Origin of the sequence: Amylibacter marinus (assembly GCF_030160015.1) — a bacterium.
GTDB classification, from domain to species: Bacteria; Pseudomonadota; Alphaproteobacteria; order Rhodobacterales; family Rhodobacteraceae; genus Amylibacter; species Amylibacter marinus.
Window position 1 is genome coordinate 34733 of the sequence record NZ_BSNN01000002.1, and the last position, 15278, is coordinate 50010.

Here is a 15278-nt window from a genome sequence, read left to right on the forward strand (position 1 = left end):
ATTAACCTGCGTAATTACGGGCGTAACGCGCCCCGAGATTGGTAAGGATTTCATAACCGATGGTGCCAGCGGCGTCGGCCAAGTGCTCGATGGTCTGCGTCTCTGTCAGCAGATCCATCTGATCCGGAACATGGTCTAAATCAGTAACATCAACGGTAATTAAATCCATCGAGACCCGCCCAATAATCGGACAGGGTATTCCATCAGCAAAGAGGCAGATATCCCCGCCTCCCATGGCGCGGATCAACCCATCAGCATAGCCTGCGGCGATTGTAGCAACGCGGCTGTTGCGCTGGGCAACCCAAGTGGCAGAATAGCCTACTGTTTCGCCCGCTGCGACCACGCGGGTTTGGATCACGGGAATTGAGAGAGTGGCCACGGGGGCGGCATTTGTGAACGGGTGCCCACCATAAAGACCAATGCCCGGGCGGCACAGGTCAAAGTGATACTCAGCCCCCAGCAACGTCCCCCCCGTTGCCGCCAGCGAGCGGCGCGCAGATAGGCCATCGGTCAGGGCATGAAATTCGGCCAATTGCGCGCGGTTTTGCGGATGATCGGGGGTGTCAGCACAGGCGAGGTGGCTGATGATCAATTGGGCGTTTTGGGCGCTATCACGGTGGGGCGCGAATTCATTGGCCTCCATCCCTAGCCGGTTCATGCCTGTATCCAGCTGAATGCCGAAATCCGCATCGGGTAATTCTGTGCGAAAGCGCATCATTTGTTCGGGGGCGTTAAGCATGGGGATCAGTTTGTGATCGTGCAGGGTTTTCGCATCACTTAGCATCATGCCGCTAAAAACATAGATTTTAGCGGCATTTCCCAAGGCCTTGCGCAGGACCGCGCCCTCGGATGGCAGGGCTACGAAGAAGCTGTTTGCGCCTGCCTTTTGTAGGGCGGTGGCGACTTGTGCACTGCCTAGTCCATAGCCGTCGGCCTTAACGACGGCAGCGGTTTCTACGTGGGGGGCAGACTGTGCATCTAAATCGCGCCAGTTCTGACAGAGATTGTTTAGATTGATATGTAGGGTCGATGTGCTCATGCCCCATTGGCCATAGGCGGGTAGGGAAGGTCAAGGGCAGAGGCCGCATTGGGACGGTTTTTACCACATTGGGCTTTCAAATTTATGTTCGATCTGGAAGATTGCCCAAAAGAGGAGAACGAGATGAGTGCTGGGCGGATTCTATTTGTGTGTTTGGGAAATATTTGCCGTTCTCCTACGGCCGAGGCGGTTTTGCGCGCGATGGCACAGGCGCGCGGATTGGATTTGGTGGTAGAGAGTGCGGGAACGGGGGGCTATCATATTGGTGCCGATCCCGATCCGCGGTCGCGCCGCGTAGCAGAGGCGCGGGGATATGATTTTACGGGTCAGGTTTCGCGCAAATTATCAGCGCAGGATTTCAGCGACTTTGATCTGATCCTCTGTATGGATCAAGCCAATCTCCACGACACACGGGCGGTTATGCCAGAGGGCGCGCGGGCAAAGGTGCGCCGCTTTCTGGACTATGCAGTGGATCAGGATTTGAGAGATGTGCCTGACCCCTATTATGAGAATAATTTCGAACAGGTATTGGATCTGATCGAGCTGGGCGTGGGCAGGGTGCTAGACGCTGAAACCTAGCCGCAATGCATCTGCGCCAGTTCACCAAATTCCTTATAGCGTTTCCAAAACCGTTCTTTGGATCGGACATCGGATTGGCGGGTGTCCTGGGCCAATTGCGGGTTTTTGAAAAACTTTGCCGCCAAGGATTGATCGCTGTTGCTGAGCTTGGCGTTGGCGACCTGTTGGATACAGGAGCATGTGGCGCGATCAACGCGGCGGTCTGATTTCAGGCAGGCGGATTGAATTTTGCCTGCGTATAGGGGGACGGAACTGGTGCCTAGCGCCAGAGAAAGCCCGATAATCATTGCTGTTTTTTTCATATCTGCCTCTTTCGTGCGATTTTTTCGCATCTTGTTTTGCTATGATGCCAAAGGGGCACAATTGTGGCAAGAGTCAGTTTTGCAACAGTGTTAATCGCGCTGAATTAGCTTTGCAGGGCTATGGTCTCTTGACCAGACCTGAAAACCATATCATATCCGCAATTATGACTGATATAACCAAAATCCGCAATTTTTCCATCGTGGCGCATATCGACCACGGTAAATCGACGCTGGCCGATCGGCTGATCCAATCCACGGGCACCGTGGCGGATCGCGACATGGAAGCGCAAATTTTGGATACAATGGATATCGAAAAGGAACGCGGGATCACCATCAAGGCGAACTCGGTGCGTATTGAATACAATGCGAATGATGGCGAGACCTACACGCTGAACCTGATCGATACCCCTGGTCACGTGGATTTCGCCTATGAGGTCAGCCGCTCAATGAAGGCTGTAGAAGGATCATTATTGGTTGTGGATGCGTCTCAAGGTGTTGAGGCACAGACCTTGGCCAATGTGTATCACGCCCTAGAGGCGGATCACGAGATTGTGCCAGTGTTGAACAAGGTCGACTTGCCCGCCGCAGAGCCTGATCGTGTGGCAGAGCAGATTGAGGATGTGATTGGCATTGATGCCACGGATTCTGTGCATATTTCTGCCAAGACCGGTGTAGGGATCCCTGATGTTCTCGAGGCGATTGTGAATCGTTTGCCCGCGCCAACAGGCGATATTGATGCGCCCCTAAAGGCGATGCTGGTGGACAGTTGGTATGACCCTTATTTGGGTGTTGTGGTGTTGATCCGCGTGATCGATGGCAAGATAAAAAAGGGCGATAAAATTCGAATGATGAACACCAATGCCACATATCCTGTGGATCGCATTGGCGTGTTCCGCCCGCAAATGGAAAACATTGATGTGCTTGGCCCTGGCGAGATGGGGTTCCTGACGGCATCAATCAAGCAAGTATCCGATACGCGTGTTGGTGATACTATCACCCACGAGAAAAAGGGCTGCGAAGAAGCATTGCCTGGTTTTGCCCCAGCACAGCCAGTGGTCTTTTGTGGGTTGTTCCCTGTGGACAATGCCCAATTCGAAGATCTACGCGAGGCTATTGCCAAACTGTCTCTGAATGATGCGAGCTTTAGTTCAGAAATGGAAACCTCGGCGGCACTTGGCTTCGGGTTTCGCTGTGGATTTTTGGGATTGTTGCACCTCGAGGTGATCCGCGACCGCCTAGAGCGGGAGTATGACATTGATTTAATCACCACCGCCCCCTCTGTGATCTACCATATCCATATGCGCGATGGCGAGCTGATCGAGTTGCATAACCCAGCCGATATGCCAGACCCCACCCATATCGATCACATCGAAGAGCCGCGCATTAAAGCGACTATTTTGGTGCCGGATGAGTATCTGGGCGATGTGCTAAAGCTGTGCCAAGACCGCCGCGGGATTCAAGAGGATCTGACCTATGCGGGCACACGGGCCATGGTGGTCTATGATCTGCCATTGAACGAGGTGGTATTCGATTTCTATGATCGTTTGAAATCTGTGACCAAGGGATATGCCTCGTTTGATTACACGATGGAGGGCTATCGTCAGGATTTCCTTATGAAAATGCAAATTCTGGTAAACGAGGAGCCTGTGGATGCGCTATCTACAATGGTGCACCGCGATCGCGCCGATGCGCGCGGGCGGGCGATGGTAGAAAAGTTGAAAGACTTGATCCCGCAACACCAGTTTAAAATCCCAATCCAAGCAGCGCTGGGCGGGCGTATTATTGCCCGTGAAACCCTAAGTGCATTGCGAAAAGATGTGACCGCAAAATGTTATGGCGGGGATATGTCGCGCAAACGTAAATTGTTGGATAAGCAAAAGGCGGGTAAAAAACGCATGCGTCAATTCGGTAAGGTAGACATCCCACAAGAGGCGTTTATTTCGGCATTGAAGATGGATAGCTAGACGTAGGATTGCAAAGGCTAAGTGTGATGCAATCTAGGGTGTGTTTTTAGACGAGTCCTTGATGAAAAACTTCTGTTATTTACCAACTTAAGAAAAAGTTAATTTAAATTTTTGTCTTCAAAGTATAAAAGGTGATGGTGCTTTTATTTGCATTTTCACAAATTTCATAAGGGGACAATTATGAAAAACCTACTACTAAGCCTATCAATTGTGGCATTATCCGTTACAGCGACACAGGCGGGGACGCTGACCGATCCAGCGGTTGAAGAAATCATCGAACCAGCGGCAGAAGGATCCTCCGCAAATGGTATTCTAATCCCATTGCTGATTTTGGGTGTCGCTATCGCCTTGGTCGCTAGCAGTGATGATGACGATGATAACTGTAATATCTATCGCGACGTGGCTTTGGACGACCGCATTATTTGCCAAAAACGATAAGCTCGTGGTGCTGTCGGGGCGCGGGAAACTCCGTATTCTCCTGCCCTGATTACCGACTACTGGCCAATTGGCGGTGCCCTATAGGGCATCACCAACCTTTTGCGCAGAGTTAGATATTGCGCGACCGGCACTGTTTAGATCGCGCCCTACACCATCCACCGTGGCACAGGCGCTTAGGGTGCAGATAAGTCCGATGCAGATCAGCGATTTCATATAATTTTTCATGTGGGCCTCTTTTTTCTCAGTAATAGCAGATTACCCCCGATATTCAATTCTCTGGGGCAGTGGAATTATATTTCGGCGGGTTTGGGAATTGTGCTTTCATTGCGTTGGTTTCGCGGCTAGGTCGGGGGTAACGAGAGGTGGGATAATGTTAAATGTTTTGATGGCAAGGGCGGGGGCGAAATGCGAGTTTTGTACCGCCAGCGATGATTTGGCACCTATGGCTGTGGGGCCAGATGCGGATGGCACGGCCAATCGTGGGATTTTGTTGTGCGGTGTATGTCGAGACATGATTGAGGGGGATATTGATACCAATCATATGCGCTGTTTAGGCAGCGCCATGTGGTCGGAACATGCGCCTGTACAGGTGATGGCGTGGCGGATGCTGGATCGATTGTCGGATCAGGCCTGGGCGCGTGATCTACTTGATCAGATATATATGGAGGATGCGACCCGTCGTTGGGCCGAGGTCGGTGCGCTTCGCGACAGCGCGCATAAAGACAGTAATGGTGCGGTGCTGAATGCAGGGGATAATGTGGTTTTGATCAAGGATTTGCCTGTAAAAGGGGCGGGCTTTACTGCCAAGCGCGGCACAGCAGTGCGCGGGATATCCTTGGTTGTTGATAACCCTGCCCATATTGAAGGCAGGGTAGAGGGTCAGCGAATTGTGATACTGACCGAGTTCGTTAAAAAGAAATGATTATTGGGTGATATCGATTTCACATTCGGTTTCCAACGCCTTTAGGTAGGCGCCGATTTGCGAGGTGAATTCGCCCGGCTTCATAGACTGCATAGCCTCGAACATAATTTCGCTCTCTTTGGACTTTTCGGAAATCATTGCCAATGTTGCTGCTTCTTTCAGCTCTGGCGATAGGGTGGTTTCCATTTGTGCAAGTGAGCAATGGCAATCATCTGTGCTGACTTCCTCATTGGGGTTAACCTGTGCTGCTTTGGCACAGATTTCACTATTTGATTGCGCGAAGGCGGCGCCAGCAAGGCAGGCGAGCGCCGCTGTTGTTGAAATAAGTTTGACGGGAATAAGGGTCATGACGTTTCTTTCGCTGTCTTAGTTCACCGCGCATTTGGCGCCAACGGCTGCACCATATGCTTCCATGTCGCCTTCAAAGTTGGGGCGCTCGGATAGGCGGGTGAATGTTTCGATTTCTGTGCCACCGGAAAGCATCACGCGATTTAACGCGGCCTTGACGTCATCTTCAAGGTGGGCATCCATCTGATCTTGCATGCAGACGCACAGCTTGGTTGGCATTCCAATGCCATTACCACTTTCTTTTACTGCGGCGCAGAATTCTTCGTTGGTTTGCTGGGCAAAGGATGCGCTGGCGGTCGCAACCATAAAACCTGCTAAAATCACTGTTTTCATAATTTGTCCTCAAGACTATCTGTTGTGGGGGGAGAGTACACTGCCGTTGCTGTTAAGGTCAATTACACCTTTAACGGTTGCGGTTATCCGCTGATACCGCATTCTGCCTGTATGGCCAGACCGAATTTTTGCATAATGGGCAGCAATTCGGATTCAGGGGCAACCTGTAGCAGCCCCTCGTAGGGGGAAACGCCCGCCAATTGCGCCTGTTGCACGGCCTGTTTCATTTCCGGCGTCATGTGAATATCGGATTGCTGATAGATACAGACGCATTGCGCGTTGCTAACTCCGTCTAAATGATCAAGCTGTTCAGCGGCATCGCATTGCTCTTGGTTTGATAGATTGGCCTGTGCCATCGGGGCAATCAGGAAAAACAATATGGCAGAGTAGATGCGGTTCATCGGGGATCCCTTTGCAAATTTTGAAGGTATCTTAGGGGCTGAGTGGGCCATGTAAAGGTGCCATCAACTATTGGTGCCGCTACTTGCACTAATTTGATGGGAATTTTTCCTATATTTGGCATGATTTACTAGCGCGCGCATAGTAGCTTCGGGCGCGGAGGTGGCATATGAGAACATTGGCGATGATAGTTGGGCTAGCTGTAGCATGCTGGGGTGCTGGAACGATTGGGAAAGAGGTCAAGGCCACAGGGCCTACGGTAGAGAATTTCCGACTGGCCCAACAGGAGGGCGGCGATATGGACGAGGTGCACCACCCCTAGGGCAATGGCTTGAATGGATCACGATCTGGGCCTATGCTGGACTCAGCACAAGGAGCGTGAAGTTGGATTCCAGCGAAATTGAAAAAACCAAGTCGGATGTATCACAAAAGCTGGCGGATAAATTTTCCAGCAAAGGGGGATTCGCTAGTCAACTGCGTAAAAACAAGCACAAATTGCCGAAAACAGTGGTGGCCGATGCAGCGATCATCGAAGAAGCCGAGCATAATTTGCGCCACCCTAAGCTGCGCAAGCGTGTTGATGCACAACAGGTTTCAAACGCAAAACGGCGCATTCTTACCGCAGCCGATCAAGTTGAGGTTCAGCCGAACGATTATCAAGGGGTGATGGTTGGTTGGGTTGGCTTAGTTCTGGCCAAGCTGATGGGCGCGGCGGCGTTGATTTTTGGCGGCGGGTATTATTTAGGCCTATATTAACCCCAGAGAGAGATAATCGCGAGAATCACTTAGCTAATTCGCGCCGAATTTGTCTGACCAAGCGTCACGTTGGCATGAATGTGATAAACTTTGGGTTACCTGCGACAACTTTTGCGTGATTTGCCGATGTTTGGCGGTATCTATTGCGTGCATTGCGGTGGGTTGCCACATTTTGAACATATTTCAAGGCGATATATAGGGTATACCACTGCCATGGCTATACTATTGATTTTCCTGTGGAAGACATTTTAAATATATGGTGAAATGGTCAGGTACGAATAGAGTACGATTGCTGTATAGATTTATGGGTCGTTTTTACGTTGGGGTTCAATGATGTTGAAGAAAATATGTAAATTCATTTCGGATCAGAGCGGGTCGATGACCTTGTTCGTGGTTTTGACATTTACGACGATGATCGCCTTTGCTGGGATCGCGATTGATGTGGCCCGATATGAGGCGAGCCGTGCAGAGATCCAGACCCATTTGGATAATGCCACATTGGCCGCGGCCAGTTTGCGCCAGACCGAAGATGCAAGCGTGATTGTTGATCGCTATATGGTCGCTGCAGGTTTGGATGTGAAATATGATGTTGTTGCATTGAACGAGGTCAACAGCATCACCTATCGTCACATCGAAGCACAGGCTACCAGCAACATGGATACCTTCTTCATGCATATGTTTGGGGTAAGTGATCTGGATTTGGTCGTACGCTCGGCGGCGCAAGAACGTGTACCCCATGTAGAGGTATCCTTGGTTTTGGATATTTCAGGATCAATGGGGAACGGTGGCCGATTGACCAATTTGAAACCGGCGGCCGTAAGCTTTGTTACGAATTTGTTGGATGCGAATGATGCGGATAACCCAAACCGTGTTTCTATCTCCTTGATCCCCTATAATATGCAGGTGAATGCAGGTGAGACACTGTTCGAACTGGTGACTGGTGACGAGAATTCAGATCATGATTATTCTTATTGTGCCGAGTGGGATGAACAGGCCTTTGAGGAAACTGGATTTTCGGTTAGCCGCATGGATCAGGCGGTACATATGGGATATTCAAATTCTGACGACTACACCGATACCTCAGGATATGGTACGACGGTTGGATATTTGACCAGCCCCTATTGCCGACCAGAAACATTTGCAGAAATTACGCCTTGGTCGAAAGACCTAAACGCTCTGACCACACAGATTAACAATCTACAAGCTCGGGGGAATACATCGATTGATCTTGGTGTGAAATGGGGTACTGCCTTGTTGGACAGCTCTGCACAGCCGGTTTTGACCGCCCTTGCGGGAATGTGGGAGACCAATGCGGAAACCGGCGAGGTAACCGCGACGAACCGCCAAGCGGTGGATCCTGGTTTCATTGGACGGCCCGTGGTTTCAGGTGATGAGGTGACGCTAAAGGTTTTAGTGGTGATGACTGATGGCCAAAACACAACGCAGTATCGCGTAAAAAATTCCTATACGAGCAATACTGCTAATTCCCCTGTTTGGATTAACAGGAGTACCGAAGCAGTATCGTTCAATTTTGAAAGCGGCAGCTCTTGGGATCGCATGTCATGGACCGAGATGTGGGGCCGGGTATCCGTTAAGGGCTATACCCGCCGCAAGGGTGGTAAGTGGTGGCATTTCTGGGATTACCACCTAAACAATAGTGAGAAGAACGATCGCCTATCGGATATTTGTGCTGCGGCGAAGGACAATCAGATTATCGTGTTCTCTATTGCCTATTCTGCTTCAGAGGATGGTCAGGATGCATTGGAAGATTGTGCAACCAGTTCGGCCTATTATCACGAGGGTGATCCCGAAACCATCGGCGGAATCTTTGCTGAAATTGGCGGCGTGATTGAGAAACTGAAGTTGGTTCAATAGGATGCTTGCCTTTAAAAAATGGCGTTACCTTTTGCGGGATGCGTCTCTATTCAAGCGATTTTCCGAAGATCAACGCGGGGCGACATCGCTAGAAATGGTGGTGGCGTCTACGCTGTTTCTGTTCATCCTATTTTGGATGATTGAAACCGGATTTATCATGCTCCGTTGGATTATGCTGGAGCGTGGTGTAGATATTGCGGCGCGCGAATTACGCCTGTATGGCGTACCTGAGGCCTATGATACCAATCTGGCAAAGCATGAGTATATCAAAACCAAGATTTGCGATGAAACTGCAATGATCAAAGATTGCGATGAGAATCTGTATTTAGAGTTGCGCCCAGTGGATTCCAGCACTGGTATCCCCAATACTGCCGCCCAATGTGTTGATCGCACCGATGATATTGACCCCAATCTGGGAATTCCCACGGTTGATGCCGGGGCACGCAATGTGGCCGATGCTCGCGATATTATGTTTATGCGGGCCTGTGTTGTGGTTGATCCAATTTTGCCCGCAAATTACTCTATGCCGCTCAAGCTTGATCCCAGTGGCGGGATCGCGTTGGTGGTGGATAGTGCCTATATTAACGAGCCAAACTAGGAGACAGTGATGAGATTAAAGTCATATTTATCCGACAAGCGCGGTGTAGTTACGCTGGAATTCATGATGTTGGTTCCTGCGCTATTTCTATGGTTTGCTGGTACATTTGTGTTTTTCCAAGGCATTCATGGCTGGATGAAGGCCAAAAAGGCCAGCTATGCTGTTTCTGATATGTTGTCGCGCCAAACTGAGGTGGACAATGCATTTATCGATGCCTTGGACGGTGTATTTGATAGCGTATCCCAAAGCGAGGATTTCGCTCAAAGTTCGATCCGGGTTAGCAGTGTTTACAACGATGCAACGGATGGCTTGGAAATGAAGTGGCACTGGCCGCCCAATCCACCAGCACAGACCCCGCATCAGCTGTCTGATATTACCAGCCATATTCCTCAGTTGACCGATGGCGAGTATATTCTGGTTGTTGAAACATTTCGCCCGTTTACCCCTCTATTTGACTGGGTCGGGCTAGATCCGATGACATTTGAGAACACGATTGGTTCTGTTTCGCGGTTTTCAGCGAAGCTGAGCAATACCGATTTCCCAGACGCATCCACCGCCACCGATGATGGCGTAGAAACAGATGATCCAGATGCGGATCCCGACGCGTAGGATTTTATCACATTAGTTTATGAAAAGCAGGGCTTAGCCCTGCTTTTTTGTACCCAGCTTCTTCAACTTGCTACGCTCTTTCAAGGTTCGGTAACCCCCCTTGGATCCAAGGGCAAAGATTACCCCAAGGAAGCATGCCTCTAGCGGGAAAATAGAGGCCACAGCCGGTAGGGCGAGGATCATCTGTAACAATGTCCATAGGATCACCAATACAAGCCCCAGGCCCATAACCGTATAGAGCGCATGTCTGGCCTGATCTAATCTTGCCCCGTACTGGCGATCAACCATCCAACCAAAAGCTAAAGCCAATGCAAAGAACAAGACGACAGTGTGGAAAAAGCTCATGGTTCAAGGCTCGCATAAATGGTTTCAGACAGGTTTATCCCCCGAAGTGTTGCTAAGATCAATGCCTTTGGCATTCGCCCAGTCAACAAGATTCTTGGGGCGATAGCTGGTATCAGCTGCACATCTCTGAAACACTGATTTATCAATCACCTCGCATAGGCAGGTCAGAGTGAAATTATCGCCCTTGATCACGCCGCGCCCAATAGGGCGATGATGCCGGCGCCCAAGGTTACGGATAACTCCGATAATCCCACTAGCAAAGCTGTCTTCGATTCTTCCACTCGGGGATGCGTCGGATAGATCGACCGGTTTCTGAATTAACAGCCCCGCTGCCTGCGCTTGGGTGAAAACCCAGTTTAGAGGGATTTTTTCATAGGTATTGCCCTTGGATCCGCCAACACATCCGTGGCTGCCAGCAAACCAGCGCTGTTCTATGCTGGGGGTTATACGGTCTAGCTCTCGTTTTTTTTCCTCAGGTGAGAGATTATCTGGGGCATATTTGAAAAACAGAGTGGGTTTATACAGCTTGCGGTTTTCATTAATCGACAACGCATGGGCGATGTTTTTATACAGGGTGGATACGTTTTGGTGGTGGAACTTATGCTTGGTGTTCAATCCAAACCTATCTCCCTTGGGGACACCGATCATCCCCACAGTATCCCACAAGCCCATAAACTGAATATTCACGCGTTTGGAATGGGCCATGATTTGGCGCTCGGCTGGTGTATGCTCGGCGGCGTCTATGCGTTTTAGCACGCTGATTTGGCGAGCGAGTTTTCTGCGCGTATAATATTGAAACACCTGATCAGCCGAGAGCTCTGCAGTATTGTTTGATAACCCATAACGCACAATCATCCCCCCCAATGATCGCGCGGTATAGGATCCGCGCGAGAATCCGAACAGATAGATATTGTCACCGGGTTCGTAATGCTTGGCTAGAAATTTATAACCCTCTAGGATATTTGCTTGAACACCTTTGCCAAACGCTCCGCCGCGAATCCATGTAAATCGTTCGACCCCCACGCCTTTGATGTATTTGGTCACCTGCCTGCCGTTTGATTGGCTGGTGTTCTGGGCAATTTGATCATAGCCTTCGAAAACGTTCGTGTTGGTTTTGGGTTTATTCCATGTTCCGTCAAAAAATAGGGCAATATTTTTACCAGCCATCATAAAATCTCCAATTTAAACTTCGTAACAGAGTATCACATTTATTTTTTCCTGCGCATGTGATTTTTCCTACGAATTGTGATCCCTGGTTGTGATACCGGGTTGTTTTTCGCCCATGACTAGGACAAAGCTGTGCAGAGGTTTTACAACAGCGCAGGAGTGGGAAATGCGATTTGCTCATACAATGGTTCGGGTTACAGATATAGACGCTAGTCTAGACTTTTGGTGTACCAAATTTGGCCTAATAGAGGTGCGTCGCAAGGATTATCCCGCCGGGCGCTTTACCCTGATATTCCTAGCGGCCCCCAAAGACAAAGCCAGCGCACAAGCGACACAGGCCCCCGAGCTAGAATTGACCTTTAACTGGGATGGTGAGGCAGAGCCACTGCAAACGGGACGGTCTTGGGGGCATCTGGCCTACCGTGTGGATGATATTTACGCCAGCTGTCAGCGCCTAAAGGATGCAGGTGTGGTGATCAACCGTCCGCCGCGTGATGGGTACATGGCCTTTGTTAAATCCCCTGACAACATCTCTATTGAGCTGATCCAAGATGGCGAACCATTGCCCCCCCAGGAGCCATGGGCCAGCATGGAAAACAACGGCAGTTGGTAGGAACCGGCGATGAAAAAATCTGTTCGATATATTCTAAACGGGTTATTCTTGCCTGTGTTCGTTGTGAACCAGAAGAAGAATATCAGCTTTATGAACAAGGCCGCACGGGCGCGCTATGTGGATGCGCAAACTGGACAAGAGTTCAAAGAGGTTATTTCATCTAAAAAATGCCGCAAGGCGCTGAAAAAGGTTTTAGAGGGGGCGCCAAACGAGACGGTGACCATCACCTTACAAGAGGTGGTGCCAACCTCGTTTCGCGTATCTCTTTCGCGTTTGGATGATGAGCGCGGCGGCGCACCCAGCTGTGTGCTCAGCTTTGAGGATATTTCGCATATTCAAGAGGCCGAGCAGATGCGTCATGATTTTGTGGCCAATGTCAGTCACGAGTTGCGCTCGCCTCTAACGGCCATTTCGGGCTTCATCGAGACGCTACAAACGGCGGCGCAGGGCGATGCTGTGGCCACCAAACGGTTCCTAGATCTAATGGACCTAGAGGCGGGCCGTATGGCGCGTCTGATCGCAGATTTGCTGTCCTTGTCTAAATTGCAATCCAGCGAACGTGTGGCCCCAACACAAGCGATAGATGTTCAAAAGGTTTTGGCTCAGGTCACGTCATCTCTGTCTGGATTGGCCGAGCAAAACAAAGTGAACATTGAGCACAATCTATGCAACAACATTCCATTGGTTCTTGGGGATGGCGATGAGTTGACGCAGGTTTTCCAGAATTTAATCGAAAATGCGGTGAAATATTCACATCAGGGCACGTCGGTGGCGATCGATTTCTGCCCAGAGAATGCCCCGCATTCGCATGTGTGTATTTGCATTCGCGACCACGGCGATGGCATCGAGCCTGCGCATATTCCGCGCCTGACCGAGCGGTTTTACCGCATCGATAAGGGGCGCTCGCGCTCGCAGGGGGGCACGGGGTTAGGGCTGGCAATTGTAAAGCATATTTTGATCCGCCACCGTGGCTGGATGAAGATCACATCAGAGGTAGGCGAGGGCAGTGTATTTTCTGTATACCTGCCCATCGCCGAGCATTAGGCTTGATCTTGGTCTCGAATATAGGCCGCTGCCTCTTTGGCAGTTTCGAAAATATGCGGCTGTAATTTTCGTGCTTTTAGGTCTTGACCCATTTTCTGGCGTAGGAAGGCCGATGTGGTATATCGTGCGGCCTTTAGGAAGTACTGGGTCTCTAGCTCTGCTTGGAAATCCGCATAGAGCCCACGCAATTTGGGCGCGATCACGCGGCCATCAAAGTTGGAAATGATATTAACCTTCTTCCCCAGATCACCGAAGAAGCGATGCATGACCGTATAGTGCTCGTCCAGATCAGCCTTGGTGTTGATCGAGGTGCCGGCCAGATTGATGAAAACAGTATTTGTTGTCTCGTCATAGGTTAGGCGATCTTCCATTTTAACATTGATTAGGCTGTTGCGCAGCTTCATCGGTTTGTCTGCAAAAAGTGCAGGGTCCATGATCTTGGGCGAATTAATAATTGGCCTAAAGGCCATGTGGGCCAGAATATCGCGTTCGATATCGATACCTGGGGCGACTTCGGCTAATTCCAGACCGGCCTCGGTGAGGCGCAATACGCATCGCTCTGTGATATATAGAACCTCTTGGCCCTGTTGGGCTGCATATTCGCCGTTGAAAGTGACCTGTTCGACCTCTGGGATGAACTTCTGCATCGTGCCTTCTTGGGTAATCTGCATTGTGCCATCAGGGCATTCTATACGCAGGCCACGGGCCGTGAATGTGCCAACAAATATTAGCTTTCGGGCGTTCTGGCTGATGTTGATAAACCCGCCAGCACCGGCAAAGCGATCCTTAAACCTGCTGACATTTACATTGCCCTTGGCATCGACTTCGGCCATGCCCAGACAGGCCAAGTCCAGCCCGCCGCCATCATAAAAATCAAACATTTGATTGGTTTGGGTGACGGAATTAGCATTGATCGCCGCGCCAAAATCCAGGCCAGATTGCGGCACCCCTCCCAGAACGCCTGCCTCTGTTGTGAGGGTGATGTGATCCAGTATCTCTTCTTCGTTGGCCACGGCACCCACACCCTCTGGCATGCCAATGCCTAGGTTTACGACACCGTTAATCGGCAACTCCATGGCCGCACGGCGCGCAATAATTTTGCGATCAGAAAAGGGCATGGGGGGCAGCTCGTCCACCACACCTTTGAGGCGGCCAGTGAAGGCATGATTATAGGTGGTGTCATAGGTTTGCATGTGTTCAGAGGGATCCGCGACCACCACACAATCAACAAAATTGCCGGCAACGACCACTTCGCGCGGGTTCATCGAGCCTTCTGCGGCCAGACGTTCGACCTGCGCAATCACCAAGCCACCAGAGTTTTTGGCTGCCTGAGCGATAGAGAGCATATCCAGTGTCAGGGCCTCGCGTTCCATGGTGATATTGCCGTATTTATCCGCGGTGGTGCCACGAATAAAGGCTACATCGATTGGGATCGAGCGATAGAACAGCCACTCTTCACCGTCCAGATCCTTTAGCTCTACCAGCTTTTCTGTGGATAGTTCATTGATCGCCCCACCAATGTGGCGCGGATCGACAAATGTGTTTAGGCCCACCTTTGAAAACATACCCGGTTTGCCACCGGCGATCTCTCGGTACAGCTGTGAAATACAGCCCAACGGCAGGTTATAGGCGGCGATCCTATTCTCTACCGCCATTTTCCCAAGGCGCGGCACCAAAGACCAGTGGCCGCCGATGGCACGTTTCACTAGCCCATCCTGCGCCAAGCGATTCAGGCCTGCATCTTTGCCATCGCCCGGCGCTGCGGCAAACAACAGCGATAGATCGCGCGGCTCTGCCTGATCTCGATAGCGATCGGCCAGCCCGCGCACCAACGCCTCGGGCGTGCCAATACCCACAAACCCAGAGACACAAACCGTGTCCCCATCTTTGATGACTGCGACTGCATCTTCCAGTGATACGACCTTGTCGACCATAGTAGCCTCCCTT

At 50.7% G+C, this 15278-nt stretch carries 20 protein-coding genes; 11 read left to right on the forward strand and 9 right to left on the reverse strand.

What is annotated here, in order from left to right; genetic code table 11:
• Nucleotide 1 precedes the first annotated feature (1 nt).
• Nucleotides 2-1039, reverse strand: coding sequence for an alanine racemase (alr, locus tag QQL62_RS00950; RefSeq protein ID WP_284375276.1), 1038 nt, complete (start codon nucleotides 1037-1039; stop codon nucleotides 2-4).
• 123 nt (nucleotides 1040-1162) lie between these two features.
• On the opposite strand from alr, the gene QQL62_RS00955 reads away from it, so the two are divergent.
• Nucleotides 1163-1618, forward strand: coding sequence for a low molecular weight protein-tyrosine-phosphatase (locus tag QQL62_RS00955; RefSeq protein WP_284375278.1), 456 nt, complete (start codon nucleotides 1163-1165; stop codon nucleotides 1616-1618).
• On the opposite strand, the gene QQL62_RS00960 is transcribed toward QQL62_RS00955, so the two are convergent.
• A complete protein-coding gene (locus QQL62_RS00960; RefSeq protein ID WP_284375280.1) occupies nucleotides 1615-1920 on the reverse strand; it encodes a hypothetical protein in 306 nt (101 codons plus the stop codon). The genes QQL62_RS00955 and QQL62_RS00960 overlap by 4 nt on opposite strands.
• Before the next feature lie 164 nt (nucleotides 1921-2084).
• Here QQL62_RS00960 and lepA point away from each other — a divergent pair, with 164 nt between their 5' ends.
• Both lepA and QQL62_RS00970 read left to right on the forward strand, forming a co-directional pair.
• Nucleotides 2085-3884, forward strand: coding sequence for a translation elongation factor 4 (gene lepA / locus QQL62_RS00965; RefSeq protein WP_284375283.1), 1800 nt, complete (start codon nucleotides 2085-2087; stop codon nucleotides 3882-3884).
• Between the two features lie 180 nt (nucleotides 3885-4064).
• Entirely contained in the window at nucleotides 4065-4322 is a 258-nt protein-coding gene (locus QQL62_RS00970; protein ID WP_284375285.1) for a hypothetical protein, read from the forward strand.
• A 78-nt stretch (nucleotides 4323-4400) separates the two neighbouring features.
• Here QQL62_RS00970 and QQL62_RS00975 read toward each other — a convergent pair whose 3' ends face one another.
• Nucleotides 4401-4547 carry an entericidin A/B family lipoprotein gene (locus QQL62_RS00975; RefSeq protein ID WP_284375287.1) on the reverse strand — a complete coding sequence of 49 codons (147 nt, stop codon included), beginning with the start codon at nucleotides 4545-4547 and terminating at the stop codon, nucleotides 4401-4403.
• A gap of 145 nt (nucleotides 4548-4692) precedes the next feature.
• Here QQL62_RS00975 and QQL62_RS00980 point away from each other — a divergent pair, with 145 nt between their 5' ends.
• Nucleotides 4693-5244, forward strand: a complete 552-nt coding sequence (locus QQL62_RS00980; protein WP_431355736.1) for a PhnA domain-containing protein — start codon at nucleotides 4693-4695, stop codon at nucleotides 5242-5244.
• Here QQL62_RS00980 and QQL62_RS00985 read toward each other — a convergent pair whose 3' ends face one another.
• The 3 genes from QQL62_RS00985 to QQL62_RS00995 all read right to left on the reverse strand — a co-directional run bounded on the left by QQL62_RS00985 (nucleotide 5245) and on the right by QQL62_RS00995 (nucleotide 6326).
• Nucleotides 5245-5592, reverse strand: coding sequence for a hypothetical protein (locus tag QQL62_RS00985; protein ID WP_284375291.1), 348 nt, complete (start codon nucleotides 5590-5592; stop codon nucleotides 5245-5247).
• A gap of 18 nt (nucleotides 5593-5610) precedes the next feature.
• The gene (locus QQL62_RS00990) at nucleotides 5611-5925 is read right to left on the reverse strand and encodes a hypothetical protein (RefSeq protein ID WP_284375294.1); all 315 of its coding nucleotides are present in this window, start codon (nucleotides 5923-5925) and stop codon (nucleotides 5611-5613) included.
• Nucleotides 5926-6008: 83 nt separating this feature from the next.
• Nucleotides 6009-6326, reverse strand: coding sequence for a hypothetical protein (locus tag QQL62_RS00995; RefSeq protein ID WP_284375296.1), 318 nt, complete (start codon nucleotides 6324-6326; stop codon nucleotides 6009-6011).
• A gap of 167 nt (nucleotides 6327-6493) precedes the next feature.
• On the opposite strand from QQL62_RS00995, the gene QQL62_RS01000 reads away from it, so the two are divergent.
• The 5 genes from QQL62_RS01000 (at nucleotide 6494) to QQL62_RS01020 (ending at nucleotide 10162) form a co-directional block, all read left to right on the forward strand.
• A complete protein-coding gene (locus QQL62_RS01000) occupies nucleotides 6494-6646 on the forward strand; it encodes a hypothetical protein (RefSeq protein WP_284375298.1) in 153 nt (50 codons plus the stop codon).
• A gap of 56 nt (nucleotides 6647-6702) precedes the next feature.
• On the forward strand, nucleotides 6703-7080 hold the full coding sequence (locus tag QQL62_RS01005) for a hypothetical protein (RefSeq protein WP_284375300.1): 378 nt from the start codon (nucleotides 6703-6705) through the stop codon (nucleotides 7078-7080).
• A gap of 333 nt (nucleotides 7081-7413) precedes the next feature.
• On the forward strand, nucleotides 7414-8955 hold the full coding sequence (locus QQL62_RS01010; RefSeq protein ID WP_284375302.1) for a pilus assembly protein TadG-related protein: 1542 nt from the start codon (nucleotides 7414-7416) through the stop codon (nucleotides 8953-8955).
• Between the two features lies 1 nt (nucleotide 8956).
• Entirely contained in the window at nucleotides 8957-9553 is a 597-nt protein-coding gene (locus QQL62_RS01015; RefSeq protein WP_284375304.1) for a TadE/TadG family type IV pilus assembly protein, read from the forward strand.
• A 9-nt stretch (nucleotides 9554-9562) separates the two neighbouring features.
• Nucleotides 9563-10162: a TadE/TadG family type IV pilus assembly protein gene (locus QQL62_RS01020; protein ID WP_284375306.1), complete on the forward strand. Its 600-nt coding sequence runs from the start codon at nucleotides 9563-9565 to the stop codon at nucleotides 10160-10162.
• A 33-nt stretch (nucleotides 10163-10195) separates the two neighbouring features.
• On the opposite strand, the gene QQL62_RS01025 is transcribed toward QQL62_RS01020, so the two are convergent.
• Nucleotides 10196-10507 carry a hypothetical protein gene (locus QQL62_RS01025; protein ID WP_284375308.1) on the reverse strand — a complete coding sequence of 104 codons (312 nt, stop codon included), beginning with the start codon at nucleotides 10505-10507 and terminating at the stop codon, nucleotides 10196-10198.
• A gap of 24 nt (nucleotides 10508-10531) precedes the next feature.
• Complete coding sequence (locus QQL62_RS01030; RefSeq protein ID WP_284375310.1) at nucleotides 10532-11677, reverse strand: T6SS phospholipase effector Tle1-like catalytic domain-containing protein; 1146 nt, start codon at nucleotides 11675-11677, stop codon at nucleotides 10532-10534.
• Between the two features lie 163 nt (nucleotides 11678-11840).
• Between QQL62_RS01030 and QQL62_RS01035 the strand changes: the two genes are divergently transcribed.
• Together QQL62_RS01035 and QQL62_RS01040 are read left to right on the forward strand one after the other, a co-directional pair.
• The gene (locus tag QQL62_RS01035; protein WP_284375312.1) at nucleotides 11841-12287 is read left to right on the forward strand and encodes a VOC family protein; all 447 of its coding nucleotides are present in this window, start codon (nucleotides 11841-11843) and stop codon (nucleotides 12285-12287) included.
• A gap of 9 nt (nucleotides 12288-12296) precedes the next feature.
• On the forward strand, nucleotides 12297-13331 hold the full coding sequence (locus QQL62_RS01040; RefSeq protein ID WP_284375314.1) for a sensor histidine kinase: 1035 nt from the start codon (nucleotides 12297-12299) through the stop codon (nucleotides 13329-13331).
• On the opposite strand, the gene QQL62_RS01045 is transcribed toward QQL62_RS01040, so the two are convergent.
• Entirely contained in the window at nucleotides 13328-15265 is a 1938-nt protein-coding gene (locus tag QQL62_RS01045) for an acyl CoA:acetate/3-ketoacid CoA transferase (protein ID WP_284375316.1), read from the reverse strand. The genes QQL62_RS01040 and QQL62_RS01045 overlap by 4 nt on opposite strands.
• Between the last annotated feature and the right edge of the window lie 13 nt (nucleotides 15266-15278).